Genomic DNA, 24,470 nt, shown 5'->3' on the forward strand with positions numbered 1-24,470 from the left:
TGAACCAGCTGAATCCCGGGATTTCGAGTGCCGGAAGCACTCCACAAGCATATCGTATGCCTATTGTACCTACCTATCTCCTGAAAGACACTGATTTTCCGCTGTTCCTCTGACAACTGGTAGCCTGCCTTACTCCCGCTCCTGGCAAAACATTCGTTGGTTTTTCTAAATATTTTGTTTGACAGCTGATTTTTCGAGGGTAATATCGAAACCAGTCAACAGGTATGGCATTGTACGTACCTTTCATCTCATGACTGATACTGAACTTGAGGAAATCTAACCTTGTTCTCCGCGCATGACGTCTTAGACACGACAACTCCCACCGGGCTCTCAGAAGCAGATGCCACGCGGACCAAGTACGAGCGGATCGGGGAACATCTCAAGCGACAGATACGGGAAGGCCAGATTCTGCCCGGAACGGCCCTGCCTTCTGAACAACAGTTAGCCAGCCTGTTCGACAGCGCGCGGAGCACGGTGCGACAGGCAATGGGGCTGCTGGAACGCGAGGGCCTGGTGAGCCGGGTCCAGGGCAAAGGAACCTTTGTCAGTGACCAGGCCCGTCAACGACTCTCCTGCGGACTGGACATTCTGGCGCTGGTGATTCCCGAAGTCCTGTCCGGCTTCTACCCGTCGCTACAGCACAGCTTCGAAGAGTCGGCGAGCCAGACCCAGAATCAGATGCTGGTCTGCTGCACGCGGAACAACGTCGATAAACAGGGCAACGTCATCCTACAACTTATCGATAACCAGGTCGGGGGCGTGGCGATCGTGCCCGCCAGTACGCCCCCGACTCCTGGTTATCAAATCCGTCAGCTGCAGAAAGCGGGAATTCCCGTGGTACTCTGCCATCGTCCGGTGGAAGGTATTACTGCGCCGCTGCTGGGACTCCCCTTTCGCGAAATTGGCCGACTGGCAGGAGACGCGCTGGTGGAACAGGGACACCGCCGTTGCGGGTTCTTCGCCCCGCACCGTACACGGACAACCGATTTATATCTGGAGGGATTCCAGCAGGCCCTGGCCGACGTCGGCTGCACACTAGCAGAGGAACACAGTTATTTTGGTGCCCCCGGCGTGATCGACATGCAGGAACTGGATGCGGAGATCGCGTCCACACTGCAGCAGATGCTGGAACGGCCCGATCGTCCGACGGCCATCTTCACATCGTTCGATTCGATGGCCGAACGGATTTATCTACACCTGACCAAAATGGGACTGCGGATGCCGGAAGATATCTCGCTGATTGGCGTGGGCGACCAGGTCCGTCACAGCGTACTGCAACAACAGATCGCTTCGGTCACCGTGGATGAAACCCGCCTGGGACATCGGGCGGCAGAGCTTTTAAACCAGATGCGAACCGGAGGCATGGCCATCGAAACCACACTGACAGAAGTCATGCCTGTCGAAGTTTACCAGGGGACGACCCTGGGACCTGTAAATACGAACGTTTGAAACTCCAGAGATTCCGAAAGGGATTCAGCGCCTATCGAAGTGAGTTTGACCTGTCCAAGGTAGATCGTCGCCGGACATTGACACGTCCAGAATCAGCGCCCCGCTCTGTCGGGCCGGCGTCGCTTTTCCATCTGTTTGTGAGGGCTAAAAAATGCAAAGCAACGTCTTGAAACGTCGTGGATTCACTCTGATTGAACTGCTTGTGGTCATCGCGATTATCGCGATCCTGATCGCCCTGCTACTGCCGGCGGTCCAGCAGGCACGCGAAGCGGCCCGCCGCAGTCAGTGTAAAAACAATCTCAAGCAGATGGGACTGGCGACTCACAATTATCACGATGCCCATGGTGTCTTCCCCATCAGTCACGGGGATACCGGCAATTCGTTCGGCTGGCGATCGATGATTCTGCCCTATATCGATCAGGCGCCGCTCTACAACCAGATTAATTTCAGCGGGAACATTGTCGATGCGGGTAACCTGACCGTGGCCCAGACTCCCCTGGCCGTCTACCGTTGTCCCAGCGATCCGACGCCAGATCGCGTGAGTGGAGGCAACCTGGTCTGGTCAAACTGGTGCTTTCCCGCAAGTTGTCCTTCCAGTTCCCGGAATAACATTGCCGTCACCACTTATAAAGGGGTTGACGGACGAGGCTATGACCAGACGGCGAGCGCGTCACCCATTCCCCAGGGGATGTTCGACCGCCGCATGGGACTGCGGGCCAGTGGTGGCGGGGGTTCGATTGTGACTCCCAACCGGACGATGAAAATGCGTGACGTGCTGGACGGCACTTCGAACGTGCTGTTTGTGGGCGAAAACTCTCCTGGCTTTCATGCCTGGTCTTCCTGGGCGGCCTGGCATTCTCCGATGACCACCGCCTATCCGATCAATCATCCGTTTCGCGTCTGGCCGAGTGCTCAGACCCGCATCAGTTCGGGAGCTCATGGCTGGATCGACGGCTTTGCCTCTTCCAGTTATCACGTCGGCGGTGCGCACTTCATGATGGTGGATGGAAGCGTGCATTTCTTCAGTGAAAACATGGACTTCCAGACGTATCAGCAGCTGGGGAATCCGCAAGACGGTTTGCCTACAGGCGGGTTCACTTACTGATCGACACTCTCATCTCTGATTTATTCGCTGTTCGGAACGAGCCAGGAGTACGCCATGATTCCGTTTTGCCGCCTGACCATGACAGGCTCTTTGTTGCTGACTTTGCTGATCGCGGTCGGCTGTGGTGGGAAACAGGAAGACCTGCCGGAAACCGTCGCGGTTTCCGGGATGGTGACCTACAAGGGAGCACCCGTTCCCGAAGCCACGATCATGCTCTACCCGGTTGAGGGACGTAAGCCGGCTTCGGGTCGAACGGATGCGGATGGAAAGTTCACGCTGACCACGTTCAATAAAGACGATGGTGCCCTGCCTGGCGAACATCAGGTGACGGTGAATGCTTTTCAGTCGACGCCTGAGGGGGTTTCCATGAAAAGTTCCATCCCGATCAAGTATTCGAACCCGAGCAGTTCGCCTTTGAAGGTGACTGTTGCTGAAGGGGATGCGGATCTGAAGCTGGAACTATCGGATTGAGGGTTTGAGGGCTGGTCGCCTGTCTCACAGTCAGTTTCCTGCTCGCTGCGCTCGGCCCGAATTTTATTCGGGCCGACCCTGTTTTTCTGTGTGGAATGGGGTTAGATCGTGTTATTGAATGCAGCCGTCTTCCTTATTTACCGGCGGTAGCGCCTTGCCGCTCAGTCTTTTTGGCTTGCTGGAATTTAGTTCGCTGTTTGCTCTTCTTCCAGGAGTGCGGGGGGCATGATTGTCGGGCGGTTGACGAGGGAGACCAGGACGAAGCTGAGCAGCATCAGTAGATACCAGGCGACGAGCTTGGTGATGGAGACGAGTTGCCAGTGGTGCTGTTGCGTGGGGTAAACCCAGACATTGGCAAACGTTGAAATGTTCTCGGCAAACCAGATAAAGAGCGCGACGAGCAGCCACCCGACGACCAGGGGCATGTGCCGGTGGATGCGGTCCATGCGAAAATAGATCTGCACGCGGCCGAACATGACCAGGCTGGCGATAATCAGCAGCCAGCGGATGTCGGTGACGTAATGGTGTGAAAAAAAGTTGATGTAAATCAGCGTCACCAGCGCGACCGTGGTCCAGAGCGGCGGATAGCTGGAATAGCGAAAGTCAAAGATCCGCCAGACGCGGGCGATGTAACTTCCGACCGCGCTGTACATGAAGCCGGCAAACAGGGGGACATTGCCGATGCCGATCACGAACGGTTCGGGATACTGCCAGGACTTAATGCCATCGGAGGTTTTGAAGAGTTCCATGATGGTCGCGACGATGTGAAAGATCAGAATCACGACCGCCTCTTTGGGTGACTCCAGACGAAAGGCGAGCAGGAAGATCTGGAAACCGACGGCGGCCAGGAAGAGGAAATCGTAACGGTAGAGCGATTCGAAAGGGTACCAGAAGCGGGTGATGATGATCATCGCCAGCAGGAACCCGCCGAAGACACAGGCCGAGGCCTGTTTGATACCGAAGAGCCAGAATTCATACAGGAATGTTTTCAGTGGTGTTACCTCGGGATGTTTTGGGCTCGCGGGATGGTACTGCGATTTTTTTGGGTTACTACCACGAAAGGCACGAAAGACACGAAATTTTTCTGCTGAGGTCTGATGAAGAAATGCGGGAGTAACAGGGGTGGGATAACCTGTTTTCAGGTATTCATTCCTCGCTACAAGCGAGTGAGCTAAGAAAATTCCCCGTTCTACTATCCGCGGAAGCTGTCGCAAGCGTTATCGGACAGACAGTGTCTCCATATGGTGGCAGGACAATCACAGGACGTCCGTAATAGACGGAATCGGGATCTTCATCGAGTTCCCACTGGCCTCCTTTGATTTTGATTATGGTTTCTCCGATATAACAGGCCAGAAGATTCAGGATCTGACTTTCGGACTTCTTCAATAAATCGTCGGTGTCCTGATAATGGCTGAGAATCCACTCCTCCAGGGCATCGAGGCTTTCAGGGGAATAGTCATACTCCTGATCGCTCTCATTCATGAAAGACTGGAATTCCTGCAGAAAGTCTGGCAGGTAGTCGAGCCAATCCTGAAACTGTTGCCTCTCAGACATTTTTGATTCCTTACTCGCAAATCACTCTTGCTGGAAATTGGTTCCCTACAGCTTAATGATTGGCAGACACAGAGGTAAGTTTCTTTTCCACAGAACGCTTGATTCACATTGGCTCAATTTGAATATGGTTGGGGTTACTACCACGAAAGGCACGAAAGACACGAAAAATTTTCTGCTGGGAAATTCAATTGTACTTTACGTCGGCTCGATTCTGCTGAAATACTCTCGAACATGTAAATCTACGAATGGCGAATGCCCCATGTAGAGCCAGAAGGTATCTGCACTTTCGAAAGTAATGATATTGATAAAATCTGCTTCCCCCAGATGGGATTTCCACGCACTTGACAGAAGTGCGATTTGCGAATCCGTCTGGTCCAGCACGTTGATGGGCTCCTCGAATGTCCAGCTTTCCAGGACGCGTTCCTTACCTTCTTTCCTGAATCTGATTTCAGGCATCGTAAACACAGCTCGCGTCTCTTCGTAGCGGATCGTCATCTTGCCCATGAACAGTTCGAGTCCGATCATATTCTCTTCGGTCAGTTTACATTCGGCGTCGATATGCCGTTTCGTTCGTGGCCAATCGGATTGCCAGGTTCCCGTAAGGTTCGAGGCGAAGTCGATTGATTCTTCTGTCTCGCGATCCTGTTTCATCGATCTGCTGCTTCCTCTGAATATCTGATAAGACTCGATCTATAAATGGTTTTGTTTACTACCACGAAAGACACGAAAGACACGAAATTTTTCTGTTCCCGTTTGACTCGTGTTCTGTGGACTAACGATCTCAACTGCTGAAAACAGGTTCCCTACAGCTTAACGATTTTCAGGTACGGGGGTGGAGTTCGTTTTCGTAAAATTTCTGATTGGTCTGGATTCTATTGGCAGGCTACAGGAAATCGTCAGGGGCAGTGTGTGAACTCATGAAGGTCGGCTTTAACGGCTGAGATCCTGTGATTGCCTTGTTGTTCTTTCGTGAACGCAGCACTGTCAGTTTCCTGCTCGCTGCGCTCGGTCCGAATTTTATTCGGGCTCACCCTGTTTTTTTCTTTGTGAGCGGGATGGGGTTAGGCCGTGGCTCTGGTTGTCGTCGTTGACCTTTTTACCGGCGGCCAGGTAGCGTTTCTTAATTCGGATGATATATAGCAAAGACGTTTCAACCGGGGCTAATGCCCTGCGGCTAATTTGGCTTTTCTGCTGTTGAAGTCCTGCAAACAAGTAACTACCTACCCTCGTCTACGGTGAACACTTACAAGTCTAACACTGTCGACCTCATGATCACGCTGAAAACAATTAGAGAAACGCTACCGACGCCTTGCCCCTCCGGGTTGGTATTTGGTTTGTGGTTCCCTTGGGAGGTGAAACGGATGGAATATTTCCAGGCGGGCAGGCACGCAGGCTCTGCCCCTACATGGTCTGTTGAGTGCTGTTCGTAATTTCGAAAAGGGCAGTTGGGGGTCAAGACAAAATTTTGTCCTGATGTGGCCCGATTTTGTCATGGTCTGTCCCTGATTTTGTCCTCGTCTGACCGGTTTGTGTCCTGGTTTGCCCTGAACATGGAGGGACGAACTTTGCGAACGGGTGTGTTCTGCTCCAGTAAACAGTCAGTGAAAAGCGATGCGGATTCAGCTGTTGTTTCAGCACTGGTGCAGGATGTTTCGGTGCAGATCACCTGTCTCGCGCGCGAGCCAGATGCGAAACAGGATACGTTTCGGCAGAAGCGATTCCAGTTCAATCTGTTCCCTTTCAGAGACAGAAGTGAACTGAAAACCGGGGAGTGGTTGCGGAGGATATTATTGAGGGACTATTTGAAAGCGGATCGGGCGGGGCGCAATAAAAAAGGGGAACAGGTACGCGACCTGTTCCCCGATCGGAACTGGGGTTGGCTCCAAGCCAGCCCCCGCACACTTCCGTTACTCAGCCGTGAGTGCAGCCGTCTGTGGTGCAATCACCAGATCGATGGGATTAGAAACCGCTTCGTCGCCCCGCACCACGATCATTGTGGCTTCTGCAGCATCGACGAGTGGCAGATCCGGAACCTGAATCCGAACACCCAGATCGTACCAGCCGTAGATCTCAGCTTCGAAGTTCATTCCGTTCATCGAGATCAGCACTTTGCCGGGCTCCGGTCCCAGACCTTCGCCTGCCAGGTTGATCAGGGCACCGCTCACGACGACGTCGGAATCAGACGAGAACAGGGCAGGATCGACGGGCAGAACATCAACACGCGGCATCACAGCACCGTTGTTTTCCTCGAAGGCTTCGGGGATTTCGCGGTGCGAATCGATCAGCACGTGCAGTTGTTCGAAGGGAACCTGGTTTCCTTCTGCATCGGTCGACATCATGCTGGCTTCGAATGGCAGACGGATGTCGACAGACTGAATCTGACCAGCGGCGATGTTATCAACCCGCGTACCTGCTTCAGGAACACCTGCGACCGCATCACGAGTGTTGGAGGCCAGCAGCATGACATTGAAGGGAGCGTTGATATCGACGTCGCTGTTATTGCGGAACCAGACGCGGTAGCGGGGACCGAGTTCCTGTTCCGGGTGACCGGAGTCAACAAAGCGGACAGCCAGCATCTGCAGGTCGAGACCCGCGTCAATCACGATGGGTTCCACGTCCACCCAGGTACCACAGGTGACGATGGGCAGTGGCTGCCAGACGGGGCAGTCATACCAGACCCAGGGACCACAGGGATCATAGATAATCGGACGACAGAGCAGTGGACGAGGATCGCAGATCGGGTGACACCAGTCCCACCAGCACCAGTCAACCCAGGCACTCCAGTGCGGGCTCCAGCAGTAGCTGGGGTAGAACCCGGAACCGGCGTAGAAGAAGCCGAAGTGAGTGTTGACGAAGGAATTGTTCATTTTGCCGAACAGGCTGCGGTTCCGCCATCCGCCGTGCTTGAGCAGATTCTGATTCAGTTTCAACTGACGGGCGACGTCACCTTTTTTGTGCAGTTCAAACTGTTTCTTGAGGTGCCAGTTCTTGTTCTGCTTGCTGTTAATCAACGCATTCAGCTGACCGGCTTTCAGTTTCTTATCAAGGTTGCCGTTGATCGGCTTGATGTTTTTGCCTTTGAAGAAATCTTTATCCAGGGGAACGCCGTTCTTACCCAGCCAGTTTTTCGAAGGGCCTTTGGGACCAAACTTATGGCCTTTTCCCTTGATCAGATCTTTGTGTTTAGACAGATCAATTTTACCGGGGTACGTTGTTTTCCCCGAGTTCTTACCGGGCTTGCCGAGCAGATCGTCGCGAGAGATACCTTTGACGGGAGGGATACGATTTCCCTTACCGGGTTTGAAAACATCTTTGCCTGGTTTAAAGACGTTGTTGTCTTTGCGGTCCGGTCGGGGACGGACAACGTTGTTACCGGGCTTGGGAACAAACTTGCCATGATCTGGTTTGCGATCGGGAATCTTCAGGCCGGGCACTTTGCGGTCCGGGATCTTCCGGTCTGGAATTTTGATCTCAGGACGTTTGCGATCCGGAACTTTAAAATTGGGATTTTTGAAATCCGGTCGTTTGCGATCGGGAACGCGTGGCTGCAGGTCTTTGGTGCCGAGATTCAGACCACTGCTCTTACCGAACTGCGGCATTTTGAAATCGGGCCGCTGAGATTTCGGTGCAACCTTGAAGGAAGGGCGGGATTTTTGAGCCCCACGATCAAAGGACTGCGGTGTTGATTTGCCAGCACTCTTTTTGAAATCGCGAGTAACGCGACCTGGACGACTTTGAGAAGACGATTTGGGCTGACTACTCTGTTTTTGACTTGAACTTTTAAAACGACTTGAGGAACTCTGTGAACGAATTGAGCGACTGGAACTGCCTTTGTCACTACGGCTGGAACTGCTGCTGTTGTCGCTGCGTCGGGATGACTTGTCGGCTGCGAAAGCCGGGGCACCACAGATGCCGCCTGCCAATGCCAGCGAAAGCAGGATTCGAAACGGCCGTCGTAAGCTACGTTTTTTTCTCTGGATCATCTTGACTCTCCCCCTTAAGGCTAAATCTTAAAAGCCCGCGTTGTGATGTGAACGACATTTGGGAAGAGCGTAAAATATGCCAATTATGACGATTTGACGTGGTGACCTGACAAACAAAGCCACAAGCCATATGTATCAAGCAACTTATAACATTTTCCCAACAGGGAAAGCAGTCAAGGATTTTCTTGTAAATTCCACAAAGCGAACCGGAGCGCCATCAGAATGAGAACACCCCCAAATCAAATTCGCAGCAGCAGACCGGTTGAATCAGGAAGATTTTGCCGAAGCGAGCGACTTGTCGTTCTGAGACTTCCGCCAGTCGTTCAGGCGACGGAGCAGAGCATCGCGGGTCTGTTGATGAGCGGGGTCCGCGGAGAGGTCGTGCATCTCCAGCGGGTCGTTCTGAAGATCGAAGAGCTGGACCCGATCGAGGTGCGGATAGAGGATCAGCTTCCAGCGGTCGGTGCGGATCATGCGCTGGAAGTCGCGGAAGTAGCCATAGATTTCCTCGTAGATCTCATCCTGCTTCCCTGTGAGGACCGGCTTCAGACTTTTACCTTCGACCGTTTTGGGAATGGGGATGCCTGCGAGGTCACAACTGGTGGGATAGAGATCGCGGAGATAGCACTGCGCGGCCGAGCGCTGATCGGCGGGGACACCGGGACCGACGATGATCAGCGGAACGTTGATCGTGTGTTCGTACATGTTCTGTTTGCCCCGCAGTCCGTGGCTGCCGACAGCGAGGCCGTGATCGCTGGAGTAAATCAGAATGGTATTGTCCCACTGCCCCGATTTTTTCAGGGCTTCAACAATCCGTCCGACTTGCGAGTCCAGATGCGAAATCACCGAGTAATACAGGGAGAGATCGTTCTGCACGACCTTTCTGGTGCGAGGCCAGGGCAGCAGTTTTTCATCGCGACCGTCGAAGTTCCCGTGATCAAAGGGGTGCTCGGGCAGGAAGTTTTTGGGAACGGGTATTTCATCGGGGTTGTAGTATTGTTCGTAGCCGATGGGCATGAGCAGCGGATCGTGGGGGGCGGTGAAGCAGACGTGGAGGAAGTAGGGTTTGTTGTGTTTGCGTTCGATGAATTCGATGGCAGCGTCAGCAAAGTGTTCGCTGATATTGGAGGTCAGCCCGACCCCTTTCTCCGGGAAGAAGTGACGCTCGTCATCCTGAAAGATCCAGCCACGGTAGCCGGTTACCAGCAGACCGTTGCCATCGTAGGAGGGAACCGCCCAGCGACCTCCGCCGCCGGTAAACAGGCCCAGTGTCTCATCGTAGCCCCGGATCACCGGCTTGCCGTCATTGTGCCACTTCCCGACATACCAGGAGTTGTAGCCTGCTTTGTGCATGGTTTCGGACCAGGTGGGGAGATCGGATTTGATTGGCTTGCCGAAGTCCATCGAACCGTTATGGAATCCACCAACACCGGTGAGGATTTCCGCACGACTGGGGGTACAGATCGGATTGGCACAAGTCGCCCGGGTGAAACTGGTTCCCTGTTTAACGAGTTGATCCAGGTTGGGGGTCTTGATGACCGGGTTTCCGAGGGCGGCGATGGTATCGGGACGCTGATCGTCCGAGAGCAGCAGGATCACATTGGGTCGCCGGGGCGTTTCAGGCTGCGCATCAGCAGCGAACAAGAGGGAGCAGGAGAGCGTAAACAGTGTTGTTAAACCAACTAAAATCGCAGATCGCATTCTCTTCCCCTCTCAGGCCCCCGGGTCGAGGCGCCGGTTTGAATTCGTCTTTCACTAAATCCGTATTACTGATAACTTTTGTGCCGGAAATACCTCAGAAAAAGCACATTCATTAGTTTTCTTTATCTATTCTGGACAATGTCGCCATGCAGGGCAAGCGTTATATCAGCTGGATGATCGGAATTGTGATTCTTGCCGGGACCGGCTGGTCATTTTTGAACAAGCAGCAGAACGAATCGTCGGAAAAGGTGGAAGACGTCAAACCTCCCGGAGCGGTCGCGGAACAGACTCAGCAACCGCCTGTGGAAGTCGCGCCGGTTTCACTGCGTGAGGAAAAGGTAGAGGTGCTGGAGCTGAAACTGGCCGTCAATCAGCGTTTTCCGATGATCAAGACGGTGGAGCAGACGCTGTCGCAGGCCTCGGCAGCCGGGGTTGTGCAGAGTAAATCGAAACTGGAGCTGATTCTGGCGCTGACGGTGGAGGAGCTTCAGGAAGACGGTCGCAAGCGTTTGCGCGTGCAGTATTCGGGTGTGAAATATTCACATGACATCGCGGGTGAGAAAGTCTCGTTCGATTCCAATCGCAGTTCGGGCCCTGCACCACCGGAGGTCCAGGCTTACCAGGGACTCGTGCAGAACGGGTTCTCCTTCTGGATTGGACCGGATAACAAAATCATCGAGCTGGTCGGCTTTGATCAGTTTATGCAGCGCTGTCTGCAGAACACGCCGGTCAGTCAGCGGGAAACCGTGCTGGCGAAGATCTCCGAGACCTCGGGGGACGACGGGGTGGCGAACTTCATCGACGACAGTATTGGTCTGCTGCCTTATAACATCAACAAGGAGCATCAAGGGGGCGCGGTGCGTGTGGGTGAGAGCTGGACGAAAACCCGGCGACTGACGCAGCCGATTCCGATGGTCCTGAAGACTGAGTACACGCTGCGGGAGCTCAACGACAAGATTGCCCGGATCAATATCGCCGGTGACATCGCAGCTTCAAAGATCAGCAGCCCGATCAACCAGCATGGAAAATCGGTGCAGCTGTTTATCCGGGGCGGGAAATCGTTTGGCAGCTGTCTGATCGACCGCCAGACGGGGCTGCCGCTGGAATCCAGGATCGAACGCTTCCTGGAGACGACCGTCAAACTGGAGAGCGGCAAACAATTCGAACAGCAGAAACAGATCGTGACGACGATCCGAGCCTTTCCGCATCAGGAAGAACGCCCGCTGGGTCCCTCGGCAAAGATTACGCCGCGGAGTAATCCAAAGCCGGCTGCGAATTGATTGACGTATTTTTTGCTACCACGAAAGGCACGAAAGGGGGATTCGACTTATGTGGCATTATACCGCTTTGACTCCAGTGCCAAATGCAAAATCAAACTGGAGTCTGTGAAATTTGAGGTTGCCGTAGTAACTGGTTGACCAGAGAGTAAGATAAAGGATGACACTTTTCTCTTTTATCTCATCAATGAAGCCAGTTTCATGTCGGCATTGCGTTCTCAAATCTGGTCTCTGATCCGAGGGATTAAGAACCTCGGAGGAACTCTTTCACTGGCTGCCGGGGTTGCGTTACTGGCCCCTGTTCTATTCGCTGTGACAATCATGTTCGTCATGATTTTTTATACGGGAGCCAAAAGCTATATCCTGGATCAGCCCCTTGACCCTTTCCAGACTTTTGAATTGCCTCATGGTAGATCGCTTACACTCTATGCAGAATATGAATGGTTCTATGAACCTCCCGGGTATCTCTATTTCGATGTAGTCGAAGATGGAAAAGCACTCGTTGAAGAGAGAGATTTCTGGGGTGTAGGACCGGAACGGATTCCGGAACTAGAATACAAAGCCGTCACTTCTAATGACGGCAATCTGGTCGCGATCCTCTATCAAACAAATGTCGTGATACTGCACGATTTCAAAGCTAACCGAACGTGGCCTGGCCCCGAAGGAAAAAAGTGGAACGAAACCGATTTCACCTGGAATGATTATGTTCTGCTGCGGGAATTGCTCGATCAATTCGAAGCAGAAGGCAAGACGCTCTATTGCAGTCTGTTGGGGGAAAACAAGTTTAGAATCGTTTGTTCCTCTGATTACCAGTTCCATATCCGACGTGAATGGGAAAAGCGAAAGGGAGTGCCGGGCTTCCAACTGCGAGTCCGTCTGTTCAAAGAAGAGACAGAACTCGCAACGCTGTTCGTTACAGAGTATCACCCGATTGAAACTGACAAAACAAACAAGGAACAGAGTCTGCAGAACCTGTTTGATCAAAGCCGACATTGGACTGACTGGAATTCCAACTGGAAAGCAGGCTGGCTGGATGCTAATACGTTTGCGGCCTGGAATCAGGATCAGGGAGCACGGGCCTGGCAAGTGGATGCTGAGGGCAATTACACGGAACTGTCTGCGCCGCTGGAAGGCAAACTGCTGACAAAGATCCAGAGACTCCCTCAGAGCCCCTGGCTATATCCGACAGCGCCTGAAGTCAAACAGACAAGTAACAAGAACGAGTGATACTGTGTGACACCAGACGGTCAGCAGTCACGCAGCTGAACGCAGTGATTCGGGAGCTTCGTCTTCCTGTTCTGCAGCGAACTGTTGGCATTCCTGAATGACGTCTGCCACGAACTGTTTGGCTGACAGGTGCTCCTTGAGGTAGCTGGAGACCTTTTTCACGCGCGATGTGAAGTAATAAGGCCGCAGGTGATACTTCAGGGGAGTGGCGGCGTTGATGACCTGCATCGTTTCCCGGTAATTATCCGGATCGATGGTGAGTTCGGTTGAATCGCTGCAGGAGAAGAGCATCTGCAGGTTGGGATCTTCCTGAGTGCCGAACTGCTGCACCAGTTGGAAGCCACAGCTCTCGGCCAGCATTTTGAGGCTGGAGGGAGTGAAGTTATGAATGTGAGCGTAATGGAACATTTTGCTGCGACGGGCAAAGGGAGCCGCGATGTTCGGACATTCGACGTAGAACAGTCCGTTGTCGGAGAGCATGCCGCGAATGTATTCGAGGGCTTTGCGAGGCGAGTTAAAGTGCTCGATCACGTGGACGAGCAGAATCAGCTCGTGGCTCTTGTCGCGGGGCTGTTCGAAGAGATCTCCGCGGACGACGTTGGTCAGAAGTTGCTGCTGCGAATAATTCTGGAAACCTTCGCCCGGTTCAATTCCCCGCGAAGCGTGTCCATTCAGTTCAAAGACTTTGACGGTACAGCCAATGCCTGCACCGACTTCGAAGACTTCCATATCAGGTTCGATGTGGGGCTGCAGCTGACTGAAAATTCGTTCGCCGTTATTCCAGGCTCGCATGACGCGGCGATCGGAAGGAGTCATTTCGCCGTGGTAGCTCTGACGATACTCGGTGGCGTAATAGCGGGCGAGCTCTTCGTCGCTGGGAATCTGACCATGGGCGACCAGGCCACAGGATTTGCAGATCACGCTTTCCAGAGGCTGGTTGTGTCGGTCCCGGGTTCCAATCTGTTCAAACTCGGTTCCTGCACAGAGATCGCATTGCTTTTGTCCCATTTGATTCACCACCGTTTTTCGCCTGTAATTCGAAGAATTCTACTGTCTGGGCCCCTTGAATTTCAGCGGAGCCGTAATAGAACGGGTCAGATTGGCGTGAACACTAATCAGAGAAGCAAAACAGGTCAAGATGAATCAATCCAAGGCGGTTTCCGCAGGGAAGTTAGTAAAATTCATCTCATCGTTACGATTGTGAGTGCGCATCGGACTTTCGCTGCTGCCAGACGGGGGCAGTGTGTTGAGTTTCCGGGCTCAGACAGGTACTCTGGGAACCGCTGGCCAGCGGGCAAATCACGCCTGGGGCCATTTTCAAACCAGACCATCAAACATAAAGTATACAAAGAACCAGGATAGCTCATGTCTGAGGGTAAGATTAAAAAGCTGCTCGTTGCCAACCGAAGCGAAATCGCGATTCGCATTTTCCGCAGTACACACGAACTGGGGATTCGCACGGTCGGCATCTATACCCACGAAGATCGATACGCCCTGCACCGGACCAAGGCAGACGAAGCCTACCAGATTGGTAAGCCGGGCCATCCTGTGAAATCCTACCTGGATATCGACGCCATCATCACACTGGCGAAGCTGAAGAAAATCGACGCCATCCATCCTGGCTACGGTTTCCTCTCCGAAAACGCGGAATTCGCCCAGGCCTGTAAAGACGCTGGCATTATTTTCGTCGGCCCCCAGGTTGAGACTCTGAAATCGCTGGGAGACAAGATCTCGGCCCGTAAAATTGCCGAGCAGGCAGGTGTTCCCGTTCTCGGCGGTAGTGGTGAAGCGATTACCGATCCCGCAGAAGGACTCAAAACCGCTCAGAGCATCGGCTTCCCGATCATTCTGAAAGCAGCCCATGGCGGTGGTGGTCGTGGTATGCGTGTCGTACAGACTGAGAAAGAATTTGAAGCTGCCTATGAACAGGCCCGCAGTGAATCGCTGGCGGCCTTCGGCAGTCCCGATGTATTCGTCGAAAAGTTCATCTCCCGTGCCCGTCATATTGAAGTCCAGTTGCTGGGCGACAAGCACGGCGGCCTGGTTCATCTTTACGAACGTGACTGTTCGGTACAGCGTCGTCACCAGAAGGTCGTGGAAATTGCCCCGGCTCCAAACCTGGATGCCTCGGTTCGCGAAGCCCTCTGTAATGCCGCCTTGAAAATTGGTCGGAGCGTAAATTACGAGTCGGCAGGAACCGTCGAATTCCTGCTGGATGACGACACGAACCAGTTCTACTTCATCGAAGTGAATCCTCGTATCCAGGTCGAACATACGGTGACAGAACAGGTCACCGGTGTTGATATCGTCAAATCACAGATCCTGCTCGCCCAGGGTGCCCAGCTCTCAGATACCGGAATCGGCATCAACTCGCAGGAAGAGATCAAGACACACGGTTTTGCGCTGCAGTGCCGCGTGACGACCGAAGATCCTGCGAACAAGTTCATGCCCGACTATGGACGCGTTGCACACTATCGCTCGGCCAGCGGTATGGGCGTCCGCCTCGATGCGGGTACCGCGTTCTCCGGGGCGATGGTCTTCCCTTACTACGACTCACTGCTGGTTAAAGTGACCACCTGGGCGCGGACCTTCAAAGATGCGTCCGCCCGTACGGAACGCTGTCTGCAGGAATTCCGAATTCGTGGCGTGAAAACCAACATTCCGTTCCTGTTGAAACTGGTCACGCACCCGACCTTCATCAAGGGTGAGTGTATTACCCGGTTCATCGATGAGACGCCGGAACTGTTCAAGTTCCCCAAACGTCACGACCGGGCCACCAAACTGCTGACCTACCTGTCAGAGACGATCGTGAACGGCAACTCGCTGGTCAAAGACCGTGCGAAAGCAAAGCGACGGATGCCGGCTCCTGTGCCCTCATATAATAAAAAGCAGATCGATCCACCGGATGGCATGCGACAGAAGCTGCTCGAACTGGGAGCAGAGAAATTCAGCAAATGGATCCTGGATCAGAAACAGCTGCTGCTGACGGATACATCCTTCCGCGATGCCCATCAGTCGCTGTACGCCACACGTTTCCGTACACACGACATGCTGCAGATCGCGGAAGTTTACGCCCATAACTGCCCACAGCTGTTCTCGCTGGAAATGTGGGGTGGAGCGACCTTCGATACCTCCATGCGGTTCCTGAAAGAATCACCCTGGCAGCGTCTGGCTGATATGCGGGAACGGGTGCCGAACATTCTGTTCCAGATGTTGATCCGTGCTTCGAGTGCCGTTGGTTATACCAACTACCCGGACAACGTGGTCCGCGCATTTGTGAAAGAAGCTGCCGCTGCAGGCATCGATGTGTTCCGCGTGTTTGACGCGTTGAACTGGGTGCCCAACATGAAGGTGGCGATGGAAGAAGTGCAGAAGAGCGGCGCCATCTGTGAAGCCAGCATCTGTTACACCGGCGATATTCTGGATCCGTCCAAATCGAAATACGATCTGAAGTATTACGTGAAGATGGCCAAGGAACTGGAAAACATGGGTGCCCACATCCTGGCGATCAAAGATATGGCCGGTTTGTGTAAACCGTATGCAGCCGAACTGCTGGTTAAAACCTTGAAGCAGGAAATCGGTATTCCCATTCACTTCCATACCCACGACACGATTGGCGGACAGGCCGCTTCCATTCTGAAAGCCGCCGAGGCAGGACTGGATATCGCCGACGGTGCAGTCCCGTCGATGTCCGGTGGAACATCGCAGCCGAACCTGACCACGGTGATTGAATCCCTGCGATTCGCAGAACATCAGCCGGAAGTCAATGTCGAACACCTCGACGAAATCTCCGAGTACTGGCGTGCCGTCCGTGACTTCTATACGGCCTTTGAAAGCCCCGTACTACCAGCCGGTGCGAATCTCTACGATCACCAGATGCCCGGTGGTCAGTACACGAACCTGCTGCAACAGGCACAATCGCTGGGACTGGGAGACCGCTGGTCTGAAGTCTGTCATGTCTATGCGGAAGTCAACCAGCTGCTGGGCGATATCGTGAAGGTGACTCCCACATCCAAGGCAGTCGGCGACATGGCACTGTTCCTCGTTGCCAACGATCTGACCTGTGATGATGTTGTTAATGGCGAACGTGATCTGGCATTCCCCGAATCAGTACTGGACCTGGTCAGTGGTCGCATGGGGCAGACCCCCGGAGGTTTCCCCGATGCCGTCCAGAAACGAATTCTGCGAGGAGAAGAGCCTCTCACCGAACGTCCGGGCAGTATTTTACCTCCTGCCGACTTTGAAGATGCTGCTAAGACAGTGCAGGAGATGATCAACCGCACGCCTACCGATCAGGAAGTCGTGTCTTACCTGCTGTACCCCAAAGTCTTCGAAGATTTCGCAGCGCATCAGAAAGCGTATTACGATACCAGTGGCCTGCCGACGTACGCGTTCTTTAACGGACTGGAACCGGAAGAGGAAATCGCCGTCGATATCGCTCCCGGTAAAACCCTCATCATCAAGTTCCTGGCTGTTGGTAAGCCACAGACAGATGGTTGCAGAACGGTCTTCTTCGAACTCAACGGTCAGCCGCGTGAAGTGGTGATCGTAGATAAATCGTTGAAACCGCAAGACGATACCCGTCGCAAAGCAGATCCATCTGATCAGAAGCAAATCGGTTCAGTGATGCCAGGTGTTGTGGTCTCCTTGACCATCAAGGTCGGCAGTAAGGTCAAAGCCGGCGATCAGCTGCTGATGCTGGAAGCCATGAAGATGCAAACCAGCGTCATTTCTGAACAGGATGGGGTCGTCAAAGAGATTCTGATCGAGCCTGGTACTCAGGTGGAATCGGGAGACCTGCTGATCGTGCTGGAATAAATAACAGGAAACTCAACTCATCCCATTTTACCCAGATGAACCATAGTTTTAAATTTTGAGTTAAAGACACCAAAATCAGGATTCATTTTTTAATGATCCATTAGAGATAGTGAATCCGAGCTTCCTCATTCGCCGATAGATCAGATAACAGTACTTATTTGACCATTGTTATCCTGGTCTGAAATGAATTCCCAAAACAGCACATAAAGCGCGGTACACACGATCACCGGGCTTAAAGCAACTGGAGTAATCGGCGAATGACTGGAGAGCGTCAATCCATTCAACCTCCGCACTTTGTAATCTCAAGCGAGGGAGAAATCCTCGGCGAAGACACTCCTGAAAATCAGGAAATGGTCCGTCGAGTCGTCGCCTGCGTGAATGCCTGCGATGGCATTACGACCGAAGAGCTGGAGAGCGGAATTATTTCTGATATGCGTAAGGTGATTGCTCAAACTGCACCACTGTTGCAGGAACGCAGCCAGATGACCGAGCTGCTGCGGAGAGAGATCCGCGCTGAGATGAACGCTCGTAAGAACAAAAAGTAACGCCGCTTATATCAGTTCGCTCAATTCGAACTGCGTCTGAAATACCCGCTGATCCGGACTTTCACTTTCCCTTTGGATTGATGTCCCGGAGGCAGATTCAGACCGATCATCAGCACGCCATCATCTTTAGGCGTGAATTCGACTTTCTCTCCGATCTTGAAGGGCTTCCCCATTTTGGGTTTCCCTTTTTCCTGTGAGAGAACAACCCCCATCAACGCTCCTACGGGTACGCCGGGAGCCAGTTCTTTCATAGGGTTTTTCTCAGGCAGCCCTTCGACGCCTGTCTTGATGTCTGTAATCAGATCATAGGTCCCGGTGGCCTGAATCCGAATTGATCTCCCCTTCGCGACCAGACCGGCAGGGCCACTCCAGTTACGAGCCGCATCGATTTCAAAATCAGCGGAATTCGACGAGATCATTTTTTCATCGAGCTGATCGATCATCGCTTTCACGCCTGGGACATCTTTTTTAATGCTGAGAATCGACTCCAGCATCTCTTTGGATTTCTCATAATCGCCGGCATCAGAATATTTACGGGCGATATCAGCAGACTGGCGAATAAACGAATCGCGGAGTTTATCAGCCTGTATATTGAGCTGTTTCACATTCCCTTTCTTGGAACTCCCCTGAGCCAGGACATCTTGCGCTGGAAACGCGATTCCCATAAAGCCGATCAGAAACAGTACCTTTCGAAAGTTTTTTGATTTCAACACGATCTCAATCCCCTGCTCATATGATGTTTTGTCTGATACTCTCATTATGACTGACAGCAGTCAGGGTTCGCAATTCGTTTCTCGCCGGCACCGGGGCTCAAATTCCCGGGAAGTCCGGTTATCCGGGTGGCCACTGTAAGGAGCGACCTCCGAGTAGATGTAAATGGAGATGATCGACCGTCTGACCTCCGGCTTTACCAGTATTGACGATTGTACGATACCCTTCATCCAGCCCCAGCATTTCTGCCAGCTTTCCAACTGTCAGAAACAGATGGCCGGCCAGTTCCATGTCTTCAGGCTCGAGGTGAGAAATCGATACGATCTCCTTCTTGGGGATCACCAGCACATGCACGGGAGCCTGTGGATTGACATCCTTGAACGCCAGACACAGCTCGTCTTCGTAGATAATGTCAGCCGGAATCTCCCGGTCGATAATTTTCTTGAAAATCGTTTTCTCGCCACTCATCTAACCTGCATCCTTCGTCTCGTATTCGACACTATTTTCAATTTCCTGGTGAATTCCAGCAAAACCAGATCTGTTCCAGCAATTCATGCTGACAGACCTTCTCGGGCGCCTGACACTGATTATACAGAAACGGTATCCGCTGCACATCATCAGCCGGGCTGCGTTCAGAATCATTACATCATCGAGCCCCCCTGGCTGGGACACGTTTCTGAGCTTAACAATTCAGAACGCGCTGCCAAGTTTCACATCAGGCGAACAACTGTTTGTAGACCCCGAACCCACCCGCCAGCAAGAGGCCGAGACAGGAGAGAAACAGCATCAGATCCCAGAGCCGTCCAGGCGTTAATCGCTGATCGATCCGGGTATAGCGCAGATAGATGGCGGCGATCCCCAGCATCGGCAGCATGATGGCCTGCATGGTCCCCGCGATCAACACCAGCCTGACCGGATTAGCCCCGGTCAGAAATACCGCCAGGCAGAGCAGGGGCAGAATAAACGACATGCCCCTGATCCATTTCTGCAGTGCGCCCGGCTTACGTTCGTCGTAGATTCCAAAGAAACGCAGTCCGTCGGAAAAGATACGTGCATTCGCAGCATTCGCCACCAGAAATGTAGAATAGAGAACGGCAATCGCTCCCGCGAGGAAGAGCCATTTGGCGTACGTTCCGAATACAGGCACATAGGCTTCCGCCAGTGTGCTCACCATCCGCATCCCGTCTGGATCCAGGCCTTCCTTGTGCAGCACAGCCACTCCCATCAGGTAAAACGCCAGTGTGGCAAAAGTGTAGATGCACATTGAAGCGAAAGCATCAATCTTCATTACCCGCATCCAGCCTTTGGCGCGAAATGCCCAGCTAGCATCTTCTGAATGGGGTCCGGTAAAGCGGGCATAGCCCTTCTCCAGGCACCAGTAAGGATAGGCAATCAGCTCAGTCGCTCCGACGCCAATAATTCCAAACGCTGCCAGCGCAGTGATCAGGGGATTCATGCCCCCTGTCGCTTCCGGAATTCCGAACGACAACCCCTTCATGATTTCCTCGCCGGAAATGCTCCAGATCTCTGAAGTCTGTAGCGAAAAGACATTGCCGACCGTAATGAACGTAAACGAAACAACCAGAATCGTCGAAAGATGCTCGATCAGATTATAGCGACCATAGAACAGCAGAAAGGCGGTCATCACCGAAATCAATCCGGCCCAGATCTTATCGTCCCAGGTTTGCGGCTCCAACAGGGATGTGCCCTGCTCATCAACCAGGGATTCCTGATTGCGAATTTTCTGTAGAATCATCTGCCCCTCTTCCTGCAGAGCTTCGATTCGCTGCTGCAGCTTGGCGTGCCCCCGCAGGAATCGCTCCCGCTCCTCGGGAGACATGGCAGCCAGGGAACTCTCTTCGCTGTTAAGTTCCTCTTCGATCTCGAGGTAGTGCACGAATTCTTTTTCGGACGGGTATTGGATCGCCTGGCGATAGTCGCCTTTGATAGGTAGCGTCAGTGCCAGGGCCTGCCCCACACCGCCGACTATCCCCCCCAGTTGTCCGATCGTACACAGGCTCATGATCAGCCAGAACCAGAGAATCCAGTTGGGCGCCTGCTGATTCGGATTCCGCATGACTCCCAGTCGAGGGCCCGGCACATGGTTCAGCGCCTGCAGCGTGGTCTCTCCCCGGGAGATGGAATAGCGTCCCAGTTCGATCTGTACGAACACCTTGATCAGGCAGCCGACGATAATCAGCCATAACAGAGCAATCCCGGCCTGGGCACCGGTTTTGGTGGTTGCGATCAACTCGCCGGAACCAACAATACTGCCGGCCACAATCAGGCCGGGTCCCAGGCGTCTGACGATCCCGCCAAAACTGGTCGGGGCGTTAATGGCTTCTTCTTTCTCGGAACCCACTGATGGATCGAGAGCGCTATTCTCCTGTTGAGATTCCATCGTACTCCTGCTTCACCTTTGTTATCGACAGTGGGGGATGATGTCGAAACAACTATTCAGAGCCGAAAGAATTCAGACGGTCACCACTCTGATCTGAATTATTTCAGTTGTTGTTCAGCGACCTCAATCGCTTTCAGCAACCCCTTTGCCTTGTTCAATGTTTCATAATACTCCGTCTCGGGTACACTGTCGGCAACGATCCCGGCGCCGGCCTGAACGTAGGCCGTAGATCCCTGCATAACCAGCGTACGCAATGCAATACACGTATCCATATTTCCCGTAAAATCGAGATATCCGACGGCGCCGGCATACGGGCCCCGTCGATGTGGTTCAAATTCGTCGATGATCTCCATGGCCCGCACTTTGGGGGCACCGGAGACCGTTCCTGCGGGCAGCCCGGCACGCAAGGCATCCAGGGCCGTTCGACCTTCGGTCAGCGTACCGGTTACATTGGATGTGATGTGCATGACATGGCTGTAACGTTCCACTACCATCACATCCGACAGTTCCACCGAACCGAACTCGCTTACCCGGCCGACATCATTCCGTGCCAGGTCAATCAGCATCACATGCTCGGCTCGTTCTTTGGGGTCGGCCAGCAGTTCCTCGGCCAGCCGCTTGTCTTCTGCTTCCGTTTTCCCTCGCTTGCGGGTTCCCGCCAGGGGACGAATCGTCGTCAGGCCGTCTTCGACACGCACCATGATTTCAGGTGAGCTGCCGACCAGATCAACTTCGGGAGTCTTCAGTAGAAACATAAACGGGCTCGGATTGACGACCCTCAGGCTGCGATAAATATCCAGTGGTGTCGCCGAAGTCTCCAGTTTCAGGCGCTGACTCAAGACGACCTGAAAAATATCGCCGGCCACGATGTATTCCTTGCAGGCGTCCACCGCTGCTTCAAAATTCTGTTGTGAGAAATTGGACGTCCACTCTAGATCCGGTTCCGCATGGGGATTCACACTGATGTCCGCCATTTTCAGGACGGCAGGATTCCCGGTCTGGAAACGCTCACAAGTCTGATCAATCTTCTCGCAGGCGGCCTGGTAAGCGGCCTGCAGATCTGACTCACTCATTCCGGGAGTAATATGGGCATGTGCCACCACCAGCACGGTCTTGTTGATCTGATCGAAAACCACCATGTGGTCGTACAGCGCAAAGGACAGGTCCGGGAGCTGACGATCGTCGTCAGGTGCATCAGGCAGGTTTTCAGAATAACGCACAACATCGTAGCCTGCATAACCGACGGCCCCTCCACAGAAACGGGGAAGCCCCGGTAATTCGGGAGCCTGGTACTGATCCAGAATGGATTCCAGTTCCTGCAGTGGGTCAGCGACGGTCCGCTCTTCGGTCTCTCCCTGCTGCTGGATCACCATCCGCTGCTGGTAGGCATCGATAGTCAGAAAGGGGTTGGCCCCCAGGAAGCTGTAGCGGCTGATCTGCTCACCACCCACGACGCTTTCAAACAGAAAGGAATACGGGCCCTTCTCCAGCAGTTGATACGCACTGACCGGCGTCAAAGTATCTCCGGTCAACTGGCGATACACGGGAACCAGGTTCGCCTGTGTGGAAAGCTGTTGAAAAGTATCAAAATCTGGAACGTATTTCATGGGCCTTCAGTTGCCGTCTCTATGGATGACCGGGCATCCCGTTTCTAAATGTGCGCTGCGGACTCTCTTATGAGTGTTTCTGATTACAGAGACAAGCTGTCGGAGGTCCCTGTTCTCAAAAATCCGCAAAATCTCGGTCGCTGTCTACAGGTTGGGGGTGGTGTACTCCCGGAGTTTCCCGTTTCAGTTTTGGAATCCACGGGAGTGCAATGGTATTCGGGACACGCATTGCATAGAATAAATCAGAGTAACCGTTCTTCAACGGCTTTCTGACAGAACTCGGTTGTATGACTTTGTTTTCCGGGGCTGAACCAGTATGGTATTCAGTCCCCGAGTCTACACCGTTTGGGGATGAAAGTCACGCGAGTTACCATGCGGGCCGGTAACCGGATTACAGGCCCGGGGTCTGACCTATTTAGTTCAATCAAGGAGAATCAGGGTGAATTTGGATGCATTCACTCGCACGAGTGGTGAATGGCTGAGAGGAATCGGCCCGGACTCCGATATTGTGATGTCCAGCAGAATTCGCCTGGCGAGAAACCTCGCACAGTTCCCCTTTATCAATCGCTGTACGGAATCTACGTTGGGTGAGATCGAGCAGCTGATGCGGCCGATCATTACCAACCTGCCCATGCAGGAAAAGCTCTCCTATCTGAATGTAAACAAGCTCTCCAACCTGGATCGTCAGTTCATCGTCGAACGCCAGATGATCAGCCGTGAGCATGCCGAACGCTCTGGTCCCCGCGGTGTGGGACTGGATAACGAGGAAAACATCGGCATCATGGTCAATGAGGAAGACCACCTCCGCCTCCAGGTTTTACGAAGCGGATTTTCTCTCGACGAATGCTGGGACACCATCAATCGGATTGATGACCTGCTGGAATCCGAAGTCACCTACGCCTTCAGTGAAGAATTTGGTTACCTGACAGCCTGCCCCACCAATGTGGGTACCGGAATCCGTGTCAGCGTCATGCTGCACCTGCCGGCGCTGGTCATCACGAAAGAGATTCAGAAAGTCTTCCAGGCGCTGCAGAAGATCAATCTGGCTGTACGCGGACTGTATGGCGAAGGCAGCCAGGCCATGGGTGATTTTTATCAGATCTCCAACCAGGTCACTCTGGGGCAGACCGAGCATCAGCTGATCGACAGCATCAAGGAAGTCGTACCCAATATCATCTCTTACGAACGGCGTGTCAGAAACTCGCTGCTCAAAGAAAATCGCCAGGGTCTGCACGATCAGGTTTCCCGTGCCTTTGGGATTTTGAGTACCGCCCAGACCATCAGTTCCGAAGAGACCATGCACCTGCTCTCCAGCGTACGCATGGGTGTCAATCTAGGATTGATCGAAAGCCTCCCCATTTCAGCTGTGAACGAAATGTTCATCTTCACCCAGCCCGCTCACCTGCAGAAGCTGCAGGGAGGTGAACTGGAATCGAGTGAACGAAATGCGGCCCGCGCGAACTATCTCAGGCAACGTATCAGCGACGCCTCCAACTCAGACTGAACCCACCTCACTCGTCTGAATTGCACTGCGTACTCGACACAGCCCTGCAGGCGGGTTAAGCTATCAGTTCTGGATTATATGTTAACCAACTCATATTAAATCAGGCTGCGCGATCCA

18 protein-coding genes are annotated in these 24,470 nt (G+C 53.3%); 8 read left to right on the top strand and 10 right to left on the bottom strand.

The features are described from left to right. Window positions 1-282 precede the first annotated feature (282 nt). The 3 genes from HG66A1_RS23495 (at window position 283) to HG66A1_RS23505 (ending at window position 3,025) form a co-directional block, all read left to right on the top strand. Window positions 283-1,449 carry a GntR family transcriptional regulator gene (locus tag HG66A1_RS23495; RefSeq protein WP_145189847.1) on the top strand — a complete coding sequence of 389 codons (1,167 nt, stop codon included), beginning with the start codon at window positions 283-285 and terminating at the stop codon, window positions 1,447-1,449. Window positions 1,450-1,600: 151 nt separating this feature from the next. Continuing rightward, window positions 1,601-2,554, top strand: coding sequence for a DUF1559 domain-containing protein (locus HG66A1_RS23500; RefSeq protein ID WP_145189850.1), 954 nt, complete (start codon window positions 1,601-1,603; stop codon window positions 2,552-2,554). Between the two features lie 54 nt (window positions 2,555-2,608). Then, the gene (locus HG66A1_RS23505; RefSeq protein WP_145189853.1) at window positions 2,609-3,025 is read left to right on the top strand and encodes a carboxypeptidase-like regulatory domain-containing protein; all 417 of its coding nucleotides are present in this window, start codon (window positions 2,609-2,611) and stop codon (window positions 3,023-3,025) included. A 185-nt stretch (window positions 3,026-3,210) separates the two neighbouring features. Here the strand turns inward: HG66A1_RS23505 and HG66A1_RS23510 are convergent, their stop codons facing one another. From HG66A1_RS23510 to HG66A1_RS23530, 5 genes are all read right to left on the bottom strand, one after another. Continuing rightward, a complete protein-coding gene (locus HG66A1_RS23510; protein WP_145193883.1) occupies window positions 3,211-4,017 on the bottom strand; it encodes a DUF817 domain-containing protein in 807 nt (268 codons plus the stop codon). Between the two features lie 154 nt (window positions 4,018-4,171). Further along, window positions 4,172-4,579, bottom strand: a complete 408-nt coding sequence (locus HG66A1_RS23515; protein ID WP_145189856.1) for a hypothetical protein — start codon at window positions 4,577-4,579, stop codon at window positions 4,172-4,174. 195 nt (window positions 4,580-4,774) lie between these two features. Further along, the gene (locus HG66A1_RS23520; protein WP_145189859.1) at window positions 4,775-5,230 is read right to left on the bottom strand and encodes a hypothetical protein; all 456 of its coding nucleotides are present in this window, start codon (window positions 5,228-5,230) and stop codon (window positions 4,775-4,777) included. A 1,256-nt stretch (window positions 5,231-6,486) separates the two neighbouring features. Next, entirely contained in the window at window positions 6,487-8,562 is a 2,076-nt protein-coding gene (locus HG66A1_RS23525; protein WP_145189862.1) for a hypothetical protein, read from the bottom strand. A 267-nt stretch (window positions 8,563-8,829) separates the two neighbouring features. Further along, entirely contained in the window at window positions 8,830-10,263 is a 1,434-nt protein-coding gene (locus HG66A1_RS23530) for a sulfatase-like hydrolase/transferase (protein WP_145189865.1), read from the bottom strand. Window positions 10,264-10,409: 146 nt separating this feature from the next. Here HG66A1_RS23530 and HG66A1_RS23535 point away from each other — a divergent pair, with 146 nt between their 5' ends. Together HG66A1_RS23535 and HG66A1_RS23540 are read left to right on the top strand one after the other, a co-directional pair. Continuing rightward, the gene (locus tag HG66A1_RS23535; protein WP_145189868.1) at window positions 10,410-11,543 is read left to right on the top strand and encodes a DUF6263 family protein; all 1,134 of its coding nucleotides are present in this window, start codon (window positions 10,410-10,412) and stop codon (window positions 11,541-11,543) included. Between the two features lie 198 nt (window positions 11,544-11,741). Further along, the gene (locus tag HG66A1_RS23540; protein ID WP_145189871.1) at window positions 11,742-12,767 is read left to right on the top strand and encodes a hypothetical protein; all 1,026 of its coding nucleotides are present in this window, start codon (window positions 11,742-11,744) and stop codon (window positions 12,765-12,767) included. A gap of 27 nt (window positions 12,768-12,794) precedes the next feature. Here HG66A1_RS23540 and HG66A1_RS23545 read toward each other — a convergent pair whose 3' ends face one another. Continuing rightward, complete coding sequence (locus HG66A1_RS23545; RefSeq protein ID WP_145189874.1) at window positions 12,795-13,775, bottom strand: class I SAM-dependent methyltransferase; 981 nt, start codon at window positions 13,773-13,775, stop codon at window positions 12,795-12,797. A 357-nt stretch (window positions 13,776-14,132) separates the two neighbouring features. On the opposite strand from HG66A1_RS23545, the gene HG66A1_RS23550 reads away from it, so the two are divergent. Continuing rightward, entirely contained in the window at window positions 14,133-17,585 is a 3,453-nt protein-coding gene (locus HG66A1_RS23550) for a pyruvate carboxylase (RefSeq protein WP_145189877.1), read from the top strand. A gap of 257 nt (window positions 17,586-17,842) precedes the next feature. After that, window positions 17,843-18,130, top strand: a complete 288-nt coding sequence (locus HG66A1_RS23555) for a hypothetical protein (RefSeq protein WP_145189880.1) — start codon at window positions 17,843-17,845, stop codon at window positions 18,128-18,130. Window positions 18,131-18,150: 20 nt separating this feature from the next. Here the strand turns inward: HG66A1_RS23555 and HG66A1_RS23560 are convergent, their stop codons facing one another. The 4 genes from HG66A1_RS23560 to trpE form a co-directional block, all read right to left on the bottom strand. After that, window positions 18,151-18,843: a hypothetical protein gene (locus HG66A1_RS23560; RefSeq protein WP_145189883.1), complete on the bottom strand. Its 693-nt coding sequence runs from the start codon at window positions 18,841-18,843 to the stop codon at window positions 18,151-18,153. Between the two features lie 118 nt (window positions 18,844-18,961). Then, entirely contained in the window at window positions 18,962-19,309 is a 348-nt protein-coding gene (locus tag HG66A1_RS23565) for a histidine triad nucleotide-binding protein (RefSeq protein ID WP_145189886.1), read from the bottom strand. A 247-nt stretch (window positions 19,310-19,556) separates the two neighbouring features. Next, window positions 19,557-21,242: an Nramp family divalent metal transporter gene (locus HG66A1_RS23570; RefSeq protein WP_145189889.1), complete on the bottom strand. Its 1,686-nt coding sequence runs from the start codon at window positions 21,240-21,242 to the stop codon at window positions 19,557-19,559. Window positions 21,243-21,340: 98 nt separating this feature from the next. Continuing rightward, the gene (gene trpE / locus HG66A1_RS23575; RefSeq protein WP_145189892.1) at window positions 21,341-22,849 is read right to left on the bottom strand and encodes an anthranilate synthase component I; all 1,509 of its coding nucleotides are present in this window, start codon (window positions 22,847-22,849) and stop codon (window positions 21,341-21,343) included. 439 nt (window positions 22,850-23,288) lie between these two features. Between trpE and HG66A1_RS23580 the strand changes: the two genes are divergently transcribed. Beyond that, window positions 23,289-24,353: a protein arginine kinase gene (locus tag HG66A1_RS23580; protein ID WP_145042979.1), complete on the top strand. Its 1,065-nt coding sequence runs from the start codon at window positions 23,289-23,291 to the stop codon at window positions 24,351-24,353. Window positions 24,354-24,470: the final 117 nt, after the last annotated feature.

This window comes from Gimesia chilikensis (assembly GCF_007744075.1).
GTDB lineage: Bacteria > Planctomycetota > Planctomycetia > Planctomycetales > Planctomycetaceae > Gimesia > Gimesia chilikensis_A.